The following is a 13200-nucleotide window of genomic DNA, read 5'->3' on the forward strand; positions in this document are numbered from 1 at the left end:
ATTGACCGCAACATGTAACGGCGATGACAGCGCCCCGCCCTGTCCGCGCCGTGCCCCGAATACTGCTGAGACATGCGTCCATTTTCGATGAGATTCCGCCTGCGCCCCGGCCTGCTGCTGGGGGTGATCCTGCTGGTCGGCCTGGCCGGGCTGTGGCAGCTGGCCAACAACGCCGCCGACAAGGTCGACGAGGAAGTCGCCGCCCTCACCCGCAAGACCCTGCAACAGGAGCTGCTGCGCCAGCGCAAGACGCTGGGCCAGGCGCTCAACGACTACGCGGTGTGGGACGAGATGTACCGCCAGAGCCAGTCGCCGCAGATGGACCGCGCCTGGCTTGCGGCCAACCTGACCGGCTCGGTGTACCAGAACCTGGATGTCGACATCGCGCTGCTGCTCGACCCCGCCGCCGGCGTGCTGTACGCGTTGGACCGCGGCGTGGTCAGCCCGCAGCCGCAACGGCTGCTGCAGCTGGAGCCGCGGCAGTGGCAGAACCTGCTGCGCCAGGCCGACCGTTACGACCCGCAGCAAGCCAGCGCCGGCCCCAGCCTGCTGCTGCGCCAGCAACACGGCAACAGCCTGACCGGCCAGCCGCAGACCGCCATCTATCTGGTGGCGATCCAGCGCATCGCGCTGGAGTCCGGCGCCTCGCCCGACAGCCGCGCGCGCTACCTGCTGTTCGCGCGCGCGCTGGACCAGCGCCTGCTGCAGGACATGGCGGCCAGCAACTCGCTGCGCCGGCTGTCGCTGAACTTCTCCGCCACGCCGCAGCACAGCGCGGCACTGGCGCTGGAAAACAGCCAGGGCCAGACCCTGGGGCTGCTGGAATGGGACAACGAACGCCCCGGCGATGCGGTACTGCAGCGGCTGCTGCCGCAGAGCCTGCTGTTGCTGGCCTTCATGCTGCTGCTGTCCGGACTAATCGTGCGCGCCGGCTACCTGCAACAGCAGGCCAACGTGCGCCGCTCGCAGCGGCTGGAACAGCAGGGTCGCGCGCTGCAGCAGCTGGTGGCGGCGCGCCATAGCGAGACGCAGGTGCTGCAGGAGTACATCGACGAGATCCTGCCGCTGCTGGCGCAGACCCTCGGCGTCAGCCGCGTCAGCGTGTGGCAGTTCAGCGCCGACCAGCAGAGCCTGCACTGTCTCGCCGGCGTCGATACCGGCGACAGCCTGCGCTTCAGCGGCGACGTGCTGCAGCTGGAGCAGCACCCCGACTACTTCGACGCGCTGCGCGAACAGCGCTACCTCAGCAGCGTACAACCGCTGCAGGACGAACGGCTGCTGTCGCTGCGTGCCCATCTGGCGGAACGCGACATCAAGGCCATGCTCGACGCCAGCATCATGGTCGGTGGCCTGCAGCACGGCATCATCTGCGCCGAGAGCCGCACCCTGCGCCGCGCCTGGCGCCAGGAAGACGTCAACTTCATCTGCTCCGCCGCCGACATCATCGCGCTGGTGATGGAGTCCTCCGCCCGGCTGCAGGCCGAGGGTGAGCTGTACCGCCAGTTCTACTACGACCGCTTCACTGGTCTGCCCAACCGCTCGCGACTGCAGATGCAGCTGGGCGAACTGATCCAGCAGCGCGAAAACAGCCAGGCGCGCGACAAGCGCCCGATCGGCTGCATGATGCTGTCGCTGGAAGGCCTCGCCAACATCAACGAGCTGTACGGCCGCGACAGCGGCGACCAGCTGATACGCCTGCTCGGCGAACGGCTGGAGAAGCTGGCGCGCAACGGCGAGATGGTGGCGCGCCACGCCGACAACCGCTTTGCCATGCTGCTGCTGGACGAAGACGAGCTGAGCATCAGCCACCGTACCGACACACTGTGCGACCAGCTGCGGCAACCGCTGTTCCTGCAGGAACAGCAGCTGTTCCTGCGCCTGAGCACCGGCCTCAGCATCTATCCGCACGACACCATCCATGCCGACGGCCTGCTGGAACACGCCGAGCTGGCGCTGCAGATCTCGCGCAACGACCCGGCCGGCAACTGGGTGCGCTTCCGCCCGGAGATGAACGACAACTGGCGCCGCCGCCACCACATCCAGAACGACCTGCGCCAGGCGGTGGCGCGCGGCGAACTGAGCCTGCACTACCAGCCGTACGTATCGCTGAAGAACGGCCGCGTCGCCGGCGCCGAGGCACTGGTGCGCTGGGAACACCCCAACCTCGGCCGCATCCCCCCGACCGACTTCATCCCGCTGGCGGAGGAAACCGGGCTGATCAAGGACATCGGCGAGTGGGTGCTGGGCGAGGCCATCCGCCAGGCGGTGCAGTGGCGCGCGCGCTACCTCAGCCAGTTCGTGATCTCGGTCAACGTGTCGCTGGTGCAGCTGGAGGACGCGCGCTTTGCCGAGGTGGTTGCCAGCCAGCTGGCCACCCACCACCTGCCCGGCGACGCGCTGGAGCTGGAGGTGACCGAGGGACTGGCGCTGCGCAACACGCCGACCATCGACAGCAACCTGCACAAGCTGCGCGCGCAGGGCATCGGCATCGCCATCGACGATTTCGGCACCGGCTACGCCTCGTTCAGCTACCTGCGCCGCTTCCCCACCGAGAAGCTGAAGATCGACAAGCAGTTCCTCGACCAGGTGCCGGACAGCGTCGGCGGCAGCAATCTGGTGCGCATGATCGTGGCGATGGGGCACACCCTCGGCGCCTCGGTCACCGGCGAAGGCATCGAGAACATCCGCCAGGCGCGCTTTCTGGCCGAGCATGGCGGCGATTACGCGCAGGGCTACCTGATCAGCCGCCCGCTGCCGGCCGGCGACATGGAGCGTTTCCTGATCGACAATCCGACGCTGGCGCTATAGCCGGCGGCGGCACCGTCGGTAAATGTAAGCAAACGTTGCAAAGATGTAACATGGTGCAAAGCAACATTGTCGGACAATCGCGCAGCGTGCTTCCCCAATGCACCGGCTTGATGCACACTGGCCCTGCGTTTGCACCGCTGCCTCCACGCACAGCGCCAGGTTTACACAGATAGCCGGGTGATGGAGGAGAAAATACAGCTCTTCAAAGAGCCACGACACAACAACACAGAGATATTGCGAAGCAAGGTAGCGGTGCAGCGTCCCTTCGGGTTTCCCCCTCTCGTATTCAGCATTACCATGGCCTTTTTGCTTGCGGCCAACCTTCATGAGCTCTGACACTTCCCCGCTGTTGCCCGTTGTCGCCATCCGCTATTGCACCGGCTGTCGCTGGCTGTTGCGTGCCGCCTGGATGGCGCAGGAACTGCTGACCACCTTTGAAAAGGAACTCGGCGAAGTCGCGCTGCAACCGGGCAGCGGCGGCGTGTTCCAGGTGCGCGTCGACGGCGACCTGCTGTGGGACCGCGCCCGCGACGGCGGTTTTCCCGACATCAAGCAGCTGAAACAGCTGCTGCGCGACCGCATCGCGCCGGACAAGGGTCTCGGCCACAGCGAACGCGGCGGCTGACACCCGATTGGCGGCCAGGTGAGCACCCAGCGCAAGATCATCCACATCGATTGCGACTGCTTTTTCGCCGCGGTGGAGATGCGCGACAACCCGGCGTGGCGCGACATCCCGCTCGCCGTCGGTGGCCAGCCGGGACAGCGCGGCGTGATCGCCACCTGCAACTACGAGGCGCGCCGCTACGGCGTGCACTCAGCAATGCCATCGTCGCTGGCACTGCGCCGCTGCCCGGCGCTCCTGATCGTGCCGCCGGACTTTGCCCGCTACAAGCAGGCCAGCCTCGCGGCGCAGGCGATCTATCACCGCTATAGCAGCCTGATCGAGCCGCTGTCGCTGGACGAGGCCTACCTCGATGTCAGCGGCCAGCCGCACTGCCACGGCAGCGCCAGCCTGATGGCGGCAGAAATCCGCACCGCCATCCGCGACGAGGTCGGCATCACCGCCTCTGCCGGCATCGCCCCCAACAAGTTTCTCGCCAAGATCGCCAGCGACTGGAACAAGCCCGACGGGCAATGGCTGGTGCGCCCGCAGGATGTCGCCGCCTTCGTCGAGACCCTGCCGGTGGAAAAGATCTGGGGCGTCGGCGCCGTCACCGCCGCCAGGCTGAAGGCACAGGGACTGCACAGCTGCGGCGACCTGCAGCGGCTGCCGCTGCTGGAAATGCTGCAGCGCTTCGGCAAGTTCGGCAAAACCCTGTATGACCTGTCGCGCGGCATTGACCACCGCGCAGTGGAGCCCTCGCGCGAGCGCAAATCGGTGAGCGTGGAGGAAACCTACCCCCGCGACCTACCCGATCTCGCCAGCTGTGAAACCGAACTGGCACCGCTGCTGGTGCGGCTGGCACAGCGGCTGCAGCGCCTCGGCACGCCGGCGTTTCGCGGCCTCAACGTCAAGATCAAGTTTGCCGACTTCAGCCAGACCACGGTCGAGCTGGCTGGGCAAACGTTGGCCGCAGAAGTATTCCAACAGCTGCTGCACACCGGCTTCGCCCGCGGCAACAAGCCGGTGCGCCTGCTCGGCGTCGGCGTGCGTATGCGCGAGGACAGCCCGGCGGCGCAGCAGCTACCGCTGTTCGAAGATGGGCTGCCGTAGACGGCAAAACAGCCATCCGCCGCGAGGCTGGATGGCTGTCGGGTGACACCGCCGCTATCGCTTAGTGCGGCAGGAACTTGCGCAGCGCCTGCTCGCGGTCGTGCCACATGCGCGCCACGCTGGCACGCTGCGCCAGCCGCTCGTGGTACTGCGGCGGCAGCGGCAGACTGGCCAGCGGATCGTGGCCCAGCAGCGTGCTACCAAGGTAGCCCAGATGCGGCAGCGCCACCGCCAGCGCGATGTCGGCGACGGTGAAATCGTCACCGCACAACCAGTTGCCCTCCGGCACCATGCGTCGCGCCAGCGCGGCGGCACCACGCGCCAGGCTGGCCGCCGTGTCGGCCTTGTCCTGCTCCGACAGCGGCGCACCGAACAGCGCGTGGCGCACCAGCGGCGCGCTGGCGGCGATCAGGTACTGCTCGATCAGCAGCGCCAGTTCACGGGCGCGGGCGCGGCCGTTGGTCGACGGCGGCAGCAGCGACAGCGTCGGGTAGGCATCCTCCAGCCACTCCACGATGGCACCGGATTCGGCCAGCTTGAAGCCATTGATGTCGACGTAGGGAATCTTGCCCATCGGGCTGGCCGCCAGCACCGCCTCGTCCTGCGACGGGCGCTGCGGCCGTTCCTCGAAGTTGACGCCCTTTTCGAGCAGGGCCACCTTGGCCTTGTTGTACCAAGGCGACAGCGCGGAACCGTACAGGATGATCATGCGGAAACTCCAATAATTGCTGGTGGCGCCATTATGGCATCACTTGGCCGCGCTGCGCGCCGTCGCCCAGCGCTCGATGGCCTGGCGGATCACCGGCAGCCCTTCGCGCGCCACCTTCTCGCCTTCCAGCATCGCCGCGCCGCGCTCGTCAAAATCGGCGGAGCCGATGTGCAATACCCGCGGCCGCAGCGTGACGTTGGCCTGCTTCAGCTCCTGCGCCAGCGCCGCCTGGCTCATGATGTTGAGGCTCTGGTCGAGCAAACTGAGGAAGCCGAGCGCGCTCTTGCCGGTGGGCTTGGCCGAGATGTCGACCGCGATCACGATGTCGGCACCCATCTCGCGGGCGGCGATCACCGGCACCGGGCTGGTCAGCCCGCCGTCGACATAGCGGCGGCCATTGATGGTCACCGGCTGGAACACGTTGGGAATCGCCGCCGAGGCGCGCACCGCGGTGCCGGTGTCGCCGCTCTTCAGCACCACCCGCGCGCCGCTGTCCAGATCGGTGACCACCGCGCCAAAGCGGCGCGTCAGCTGCTCGATCTTCTTGCCGTCCACCTGCTGGTTGACCATCGCCGCCAGTTTCTCGCCCTTCAGGAAACCGGAGGTGGAGAAGGTGAAGTCGCGCAGGTCGCTCTCGTTGATGCGCAGCGCACGGTAGCGCAGCGCCTCGCCGTCGACACCGGAGGCATAGATGGCGCCGACGATGCTGCCGGCACTGGTGCCGGTGATGATGTCCGGCACGATGCCGTTCTGCTCCAGCACGCGGATCACGCCGACATGGGCGAAGCCCTTGGCCGCGCCGCCGCCCAGCGCCAGCGCGACTTTCGGTTTCAGTACCGGTTTCGGGACCACTACCACCGGTGGGGTCGGCGTGGTGCACGCCGCCAATAAAAAAATTGCAGCACTGGCTGCAATTCTGGACACAGACCACATGGGCAAGGCTCTCACTGCTTGGGTGGGGAACGACTGAATTCGATCACCTGACTGCCGTCAGCCAGTATGGTCGGCTTTTTCTTCGGCTGCGCCTTCCAGGCGTGGCCGTACAGCACTTCGTAGGTTGCCGGCAGCTGGCCGTCGCGGCGCCGGGTTTCGTAGGCGTCGCAGATCCGCTGCCAGGTGTGCTTGCCCATCAGACCACGATTGCGGCCGGCAGTTGCATTGTGGGCGCCGATCGCCTTCAGATCGTGCATCACCTCGCGCACGCTGTCGTAGGTCATCACGATCTTTTCCATGTCCATCACCGGCTCGGAGAAGCCGCAGTGCATCAGCGCATCGCCCAGATCGTGCATGTCGATGAACTGGTTGACGTGGGTGGCGCCGTCCACCGCGCCGAAGGCGGCGCGCAGCTCGGTCAGCGTGTCCGGCCCCAGCGTCGAGAACATCACCATGCCCTCCGGCTTCAGCACGCGCTGGAATTCGGCGAACACGCTGTCCGGCACGTTGACCCACTGGATCGCCAGATTGGACCAGATCATGTCGACGCTGTGGTCGGCCAGCGGCAGGCGCTCGACATCGGCGCACAGCTGCCACGGCGCCGGACGGCGGAACAGGCGGCCGAGCATGCCCTGGCCGTCGCGCTGCTTCTCGCGCGACGCACACAGCATGCCGTGCGCCAGGTCCAACTCCAGCACCCGCGCCTGCGGATAGCGCTGGCGCAGCATCGCCGCGCCGTAGCCGGTGCCGCTGCCGGCGTCGAGGATCACCGCCGGTTGCAGCTTGATGTAGTCGAGACGCTCGGCCATGCGGTCGGACACCTCGCGCTGCAGCACCGCGGCGGAGTCGTAACTGGTGGCCGCCCGCTCGAACGAGGCGCGAACGCGGTCTTTGTCGGTGTAAAACGCTTCGCTCATGCGTGCTGTTCCAGGTGTAGTCGCAGGGCTTCGACAAAGTCCGTTTCATGCGACAGAAACGGTGCGTGCGAAGCCTGGGGAAAGTCGTAAAAAGTGGCGTCGGCCAGCTGCTCGGCCAGCCAGCGCCCGGCCCCGCTCGGGGTGATCGCGTCGCGCGCGCCGTAGAACAGGCCGACCGGACAGGCGATGGTCGGTGCCAGCGCGCGCGCGTCGGCATGCAGCAGGCAGTGCAGCGCCGGCAGCAGGCCCTGCGGCCGGCCGTGGGCAAACAGCTGCGCCTTCAGCGCCTTCAGCGTGTCGCGTGCCGCCGGCGCGCCCATCATCTGCAGCGCGAGGAAGCGCTCCAGCGTCAGCTCGAACGCGGTGTCGAGATTGGCGCCGACGCCCTCGATCGCCGCGCGCGCCTGCGCGTGCGGCCAAGCTTCGTCGCGCACGAAGCGCGGGCTGGTGGCGACCAGCGCCAGGCTGCGCACCTGCTGCGGATGCTGCGCCGCCCAGTGCTGCGCGATCAGGCCGCCGAGCGACCAGCCGAGCAGGTGCACCGGCAGCGGGAAGTGGCCGGCGAGCGCGTCGGCAATCGCCGCCGCGTCAAAGTGCGCGGCCGCGGCGCTGGCACCGTGGCCGGGCAGGTCCACCAGGTGCAGGCAGAAGTCGGCTTCAAGGTTGGCCGCAACGCGCTCGAACACGCCGCCGTGCAGCCCCCAGCCGTGCAGCAGCACCAGATCCGGGCCACGGCCGCGGGATTCTATAAACAGGGTCATCGACTAGTGCAAATGGGGCAAAACCCGATTTTCGCAATAGCGCGCCGAGAAAGAAAGCCCGTTGCACTCATGCCAGCGACGGCAGCAAACCATCGCCGGCGTGGGCCAGCTCCTGCTGCATGCCGGCCAGCCGCGGCCAGTCCAGCTCCGCCGCCGGAGCCGGCCGCGCAAAGTAGTAGCCCTGCAGCCGCGGGCAGCCGAGCTGGCGCAAGGTCTGTACCTGCAGCATGGTTTCCACCCCTTCCGCCACCACGTCCAGCCCCAGTGCCGCCGCCAGCGCCAGGATGGCGCGCACGATGGCGGAGGATTCCTCGTGGCAGTGGATGTCGCGCACGAAGGCCTGGTCGATCTTGAGCACGTCGAAGTGGTAGCGGTGCAGGTAGGACAGCGCCGAGTAACCGGTGCCGAAGTCGTCCAGCGCCAGGCAGATGCCGCGTTCCTTCAGCTGCCGCATCACCTCGATCGCCACGTCCGGCACGTCGATCAGCGCGCTTTCGGTGATTTCCAGGTGCAGCGTGCCCACCGGCAACGCGTGCCGCTGCATCAGCTCCTGCAGCCAGCCGACCAGCCCCGGATCGTGGAAGTGCGCCGAGGACAGGTTGATGTGCAGGCACACCGCGTGGTCGATGCGGCCGCTGCCGTACCACTGCGCCAGCTGCGCGCAGGCGTGCTCGATCATGTAGCGGTCCAGCTTCAGGATCAGGCCGCTCTCCTCCGCCATCGGCAGGAACACGCCCGGCGCGATCAGGCCGCGTTGCGGATGGTGCCAGCGCACCAGCGTCTCGAAGCCGGCCAGTTTGCCGCTGTGGCTGTCCACGATCGCCTGGTAGTAGGGCACAAGTTCGTGACGGTTTTCCAGCGCGTGGCGCAGCTCGGCTTCCAGCGCCAGCTGGTCGGCCTGGTTGCGGCGCAGCTCGTGGTTGAACAGGGTGTAGCCGTGGCGACCGCGCTGCTTGGTGCGGTACATCGCGTGGTCGGCGTCGCGCAGCAGGTCCTCCGCGCGCGAGTAGTGTTCCTTGTCGGCCAGCACCAGGCCGACGCTGACGGTGGTGAACAGCTCGCGCCCGGACAGCATGATCGGACGCTCGAATTCGCCGACCAGGCTCTGCGCCAGCCGCTCGCACTCTTCCAGCGAGTCGACGCCGGACAGCAGCACCGCGAACTCGTCGCCGCCGAGGCGGGCCAGGAAATCGGCATAGCCGAGGCAGCTGCGGATGCGCTGCCCGGCCTCGGTGAGCAGGTGGTCGCCGGCAAGATGGCCGAGGGTGTCGTTGACCAGCTTGAAGCGGTCGAGGTCGATGAACACCACCGCGAAGCGCTGCGTCGGATCGAGCTGGAACTGGTCCCAGTTGCGCTTCAGCACGCGCGAGAAGTAGCTGCGGTTGGGCAACTTGGTCAGCGGATCGTGCAGGCTGTCGTGCTGCAGCTGGGCGTTGACGGCATCCAGCTCGTTGGTGCGCTCCAGCACGCGCTGCTCCAGGTCGGCATAGGCGCGCTGCAGGTCGTCCAGCGCCTGCACCCGCGCCAGCGCGCTGCCGATGTGGTTGGCGACGAACTCCAGCAGTTCCTGGTCGCGGTAGGAGTAGCGCACGCTCGGCTCGTAGCTCTGCACCGCCAGCACACCGCGCAGTTCGTTGCCGCTGTACAGCGGCACCCCCAGCCAGCTGACCGGCACCGCGATGTCGTGATCGTCGCTGGCCAGCAGCACATGGCCACTGGCTTCGGCCAGCAGCAACGGCCGGCCGCTGTGCAGCACCTGCTCCAGCAGGCCGCGCCCGGGGCGCTGCGGCAGCGGGTCGGTCAGGTACAGGTCGGAACAATAGGGAAAGCTCAGCTCGTTGCGCTCGCTGTCGTGCAGGCACACCATGCAGTTGCTGGCGTCGATGAATTCGGACAGCAGCCGGTGCAGGCCGACGAAAAAGGCCTCCATCGACAGGCTGGTATTGGAGATGTCGCCGATGCGGAACAGCACGCTCTGCAGCTGCTCGGTGCGCTTGCGCTCGGCCACCTCGGCGTGCAGGCGGATATTGATGCCTTCCAGTTCGGCGGTGCGCAGCCACACCTTGCGCTCCAGCTCGGCGCGGTGCGCCAGCCGGTCCAGCGCGCTGGCGATATGGTGGGCGATGAACAGGAAGGCGCTCTGCGCCGCGTCGTCGAAGCGCTGGTGCACGTCGTAGCTCTGCACCACCACCGCACCGACCACCTTGCTGGCGGCATCGAGCAGCGGCACCCCCATCCACCACGACGGCATCAGCCCGGACATCACCACGCCCTGCTGCCGACACAGCTTGTCGATCTCGGCGCCCGACAACAGCATGAAGGAGTGCTGGCGGCACAGCCAGGCGGTCAGCGACAGCGTCTGCCCGCCGCAGGGGAATACCTCGTCCGGTCGCGGCGGCCGCGGCTCCATCACGTCGGCGAAATAGGGGAAGCGCAGTGCGTTGCCGCTCTCGTCCAGCAACGCGATATAGAAGTTGTCGGCCGGCATCAGCCGGCTCACCGCGCGATGCAGACGGCGCAGGAAGTGCTCGACATTCTGCGACTCGTTGGCGAGGCGGTTGATGTCGAGCAGGGTATGGTGGGTGACGCGCGCCGCGCTCAGGTCATTGCTGAGGCTGGCGCTGGTCAGGTGGCCGGTCAGCAGCAACGCCAGCTGCGCGGTGCGCTCGCTGGCGGCGCAGCCATGCCAGAACAGGAAGCCGAGCGGCTGCGCGTGGCTGCCCAGTACTTGGCAGCAGACGGCAGCATCCAGCGGCGGGAGCGGAGCATCCGCCTGCGGCGTCGGCAGGGCGGACACATCCCCCCGCTGCGCCAGGCAGCGCCACGCCTCCCCCAGCTTCCCCCAAACGCTCGCCCCGAGCGGCAGCTGCCAGCAGAACAGGAAATCCAGGGCAGCTTCGGCGGCTTCTTCGGGCGAAAACAGAATATCAGCCGTGCTATTCATACGATTTTGGTTGAGCCCACTACGCGGCCACGCATCGCAACCGCGATTTTATTGTTATAGGGCACACCAGACAGGGCAACGGCAGCGACCGGGTCAGCGCAACAGCCTGACCAGCGCCTGTGCCAGTTGTGAAACGTCCTGCCCGGAATGCGCCGCCGACAGCGACACGCGCAAGCGCGCGGTTCCTGCCGGCACCGTGGGAGGCCTGATGGCGGGAACCCAGATCCCCGAATCCTGTAAATCCCCTGCCATCTGCACGGCAGCCTCGTTGCCGCCAATGATAATCGCTTGAATTGGCATACGGGAAGAGCATAACCGGAAAGAAGTTTCCGCCAGCGCGGCACGCAATGCCGAAATATGCTCTTGTAATAGCAGGCGACGCCACGATTCCTGTTCGATCAGCTGCAAACTGGCCAGCACCGCCGCCGCCTGCGCCGGCGGATGGGCGGTGGTGAAGATATAGGTGCGCGCGCGGTTGACCAGCCAGTCGATCAGCTGGCGGCTGCCGGCGACAAAGGCGCCGGCCACCCCGGCAGCCTTGCCCAGCGTGGCCATGTACACCACGCGCGGGTGCTGCAGCGCGTGTTCGACCAGCGCGCCGCGGCCGTTGCCGAGGATGCCGAAACCGTGCGCGTCGTCGAGATAAAGCCATGCGTCATAGCGCTCCGCCAGCTGCAGCAGCTCCGTCAGCGGCGCTTCGTCGCCTTCCATGCTGTACACCGCGTCCACCACGATCAGCCGCGATTGCGCTGGCGTGTTTTGCAACAACTGCGCCAGATGCGCCAGATCGTTGTGGCGAAAGCGCTTGAATTCGGCGCGCGACAGCTGGCAGGCGTCGTTGAGCGAGGCGTGGTTGAGCTTGTCGGCGAAGATGGCGTCGCCGCGGCCGACCAGGCTGCTGACCACGCCAAGGTTGGCCGCATAGCCGGAGCCGAACAGCAGCGCCGCCTCGCAGCCGACAAACTCGGCCAGCGCCTCCTCGGCCTGCTGCTGGATGGCGAAGTGGCCGGCCACCAGCGCCGAGGAGCCGCCGCCGACGCCCCACATCTCGATCGCCTCGCGCATCGCCGCCTTCAGCGCCGGATGATTGGCGAGGCCGAGATAGTCGTTGCTGGCGAAGGCCAGATAGTCGCGGCCGCCGATGCTGACGCGCGGCCCCTGCGGGCTGTCCAGTACCGCGCGCTGGCGCAGGCGGTGTTCGGCCTGCAGTTGCGACAGCGCGCCGGCGAGTTGATCGGGACGCATGCGGCCAACCTTTCCTTGCTTGTATTGATGAAAAAAAAGCACCCGCCAGTGGCAAGGTGCTTTTCGATGCCATGGCGGCAGTTTACAGCGGCTGCAGGCCCAGCTTGTCCATCAACGCGCGGTCGGCGTCGACGTCCGGGTTGCCGGTAGTCAGCAGCTTGTCACCGTAGAAGATGGAGTTGGCGCCGGCGAGGAAGCACAACGCTTGCATCGCTTCCGGCATCTCGCGACGGCCGGCGGACAGGCGGATATAGCTCTTCGGCAGCGTCAGCCGCGCCACGGCGATGGTACGCACGAACTCGGTCCAGTCCAGCGACTCGGCGCCGTCCAGCGGCGTACCGGTCACCTGCACCAGATTGTTCACCGGCACCGATTCCGGCTGCGGGTCGAGGTTGGCCAGCTGCAGGATCAGCCCGGCGCGCTGCTCGCGGGTCTCGTTCAGGCCGACGATGCCGCCACAGCACACCGACAGCCCGGCGCCGCGCACCTTGCCCAGCGTGGCGAGGCGGTCTTCGTAGTCGCGGGTCTGGATGATGTCGGCGTACTTGTCCGGCGCGGTGTCCAGATTGTGGTTGTAGTAGTCGAGGCCGGCATCCTTCAGCTTCTCGGCCTGGCCGTCTTTCAGCAGACCAAAGGTGGCACAGGTCTGCAGCCCCAGCGCCTTCACTCGCTGCACCATGTCCAGCGTCTTTTCCAGGTCGGCATCCTTCGGGCCGCGCCAGGCGGCGCCCATGCAGAAGCGGCCGGCGCCGTTGGCCTTGGCGTGGCGCGCGGCGTCCACCACCTCGTCCACCGTCATCATCGGCTGGTTTTCCACCGCCGTTTCATGGTGCACCGACTGCGGGCAGTAGCCGCAGTCCTCCGGACAGCCGCCGGTCTTGATCGACACCAGCGTCGACAGCTGCACGCGGCTGGGGTCGAAGTGCTGGCGATGGACTTCCGCGGCACGGAACACCAGCTCCATGAATGGCAGGTCGTACAGCGCCTCGATTTCCTGCTGGCTCCACAGCGCGGATTCGGGGTGCAGGGTGGTGGGACGCTGGAATTGGATGGTGGCCTGGGTCATGGTGGGCTATCGTCACTGTCTGAGAGTAAAAACTGGGCGAATCTTGCGCGAGGGCCGACCATGCTGTCAAACGTGATTGCGGCATTGCTTAACAACTGCCTTG

At 67.1% G+C, this 13200-nt stretch carries 10 protein-coding genes; 3 read left to right on the forward strand and 7 right to left on the reverse strand.

Annotation, left to right across the window (positions count from 1 at the left end; genetic code table 11):
- Positions 1-87: 87 nt before the first annotated feature.
- From PQU89_RS08830 to dinB, 3 genes are all read left to right on the forward strand, one after another.
- On the forward strand, positions 88-2808 hold the full coding sequence (locus tag PQU89_RS08830) for a bifunctional diguanylate cyclase/phosphodiesterase (RefSeq protein WP_272765487.1): 2721 nt from the start codon (positions 88-90) through the stop codon (positions 2806-2808).
- A 325-nt stretch (positions 2809-3133) separates the two neighbouring features.
- Positions 3134-3433, forward strand: a complete 300-nt coding sequence (locus PQU89_RS08835) for an Rdx family protein (RefSeq protein WP_272765488.1) — start codon at positions 3134-3136, stop codon at positions 3431-3433.
- Positions 3434-3451: 18 nt separating this feature from the next.
- Positions 3452-4522 (forward strand): DNA polymerase IV, encoded by a 1071-nt coding sequence (dinB, locus tag PQU89_RS08840; protein ID WP_272765489.1) that lies wholly within the window; start codon positions 3452-3454, stop codon positions 4520-4522.
- Between the two features lie 61 nt (positions 4523-4583).
- Here the strand turns inward: dinB and PQU89_RS08845 are convergent, their stop codons facing one another.
- The 7 genes from PQU89_RS08845 to bioB form a co-directional block, all read right to left on the reverse strand.
- Complete coding sequence (locus tag PQU89_RS08845; RefSeq protein WP_272765490.1) at positions 4584-5231, reverse strand: glutathione S-transferase family protein; 648 nt, start codon at positions 5229-5231, stop codon at positions 4584-4586.
- Between the two features lie 39 nt (positions 5232-5270).
- Positions 5271-6164, reverse strand: a complete 894-nt coding sequence (locus tag PQU89_RS08850) for a patatin-like phospholipase family protein (RefSeq protein WP_272765787.1) — start codon at positions 6162-6164, stop codon at positions 5271-5273.
- An 11-nt stretch (positions 6165-6175) separates the two neighbouring features.
- Entirely contained in the window at positions 6176-7081 is a 906-nt protein-coding gene (gene bioC / locus PQU89_RS08855) for a malonyl-ACP O-methyltransferase BioC (RefSeq protein ID WP_272765491.1), read from the reverse strand.
- Positions 7078-7842 carry a pimeloyl-ACP methyl ester esterase BioH gene (bioH, locus tag PQU89_RS08860; RefSeq protein WP_272765492.1) on the reverse strand — a complete coding sequence of 255 codons (765 nt, stop codon included), beginning with the start codon at positions 7840-7842 and terminating at the stop codon, positions 7078-7080. Before bioH ends, bioC begins: the two co-directional genes overlap by 4 nt.
- A gap of 67 nt (positions 7843-7909) precedes the next feature.
- Positions 7910-10786, reverse strand: coding sequence for an EAL domain-containing protein (locus PQU89_RS08865; protein ID WP_272765493.1), 2877 nt, complete (start codon positions 10784-10786; stop codon positions 7910-7912).
- A gap of 93 nt (positions 10787-10879) precedes the next feature.
- A complete protein-coding gene (gene bioF / locus PQU89_RS08870) occupies positions 10880-12031 on the reverse strand; it encodes an 8-amino-7-oxononanoate synthase (RefSeq protein ID WP_272765494.1) in 1152 nt (383 codons plus the stop codon).
- An 82-nt stretch (positions 12032-12113) separates the two neighbouring features.
- Positions 12114-13097: a biotin synthase BioB gene (bioB, locus tag PQU89_RS08875; protein WP_272765495.1), complete on the reverse strand. Its 984-nt coding sequence runs from the start codon at positions 13095-13097 to the stop codon at positions 12114-12116.
- Positions 13098-13200 lie beyond the last annotated feature (103 nt).

This window comes from Vogesella indigofera (assembly GCF_028548395.1).
GTDB classification, from domain to species: domain Bacteria; phylum Pseudomonadota; class Gammaproteobacteria; order Burkholderiales; family Chromobacteriaceae; genus Vogesella; species Vogesella indigofera_A.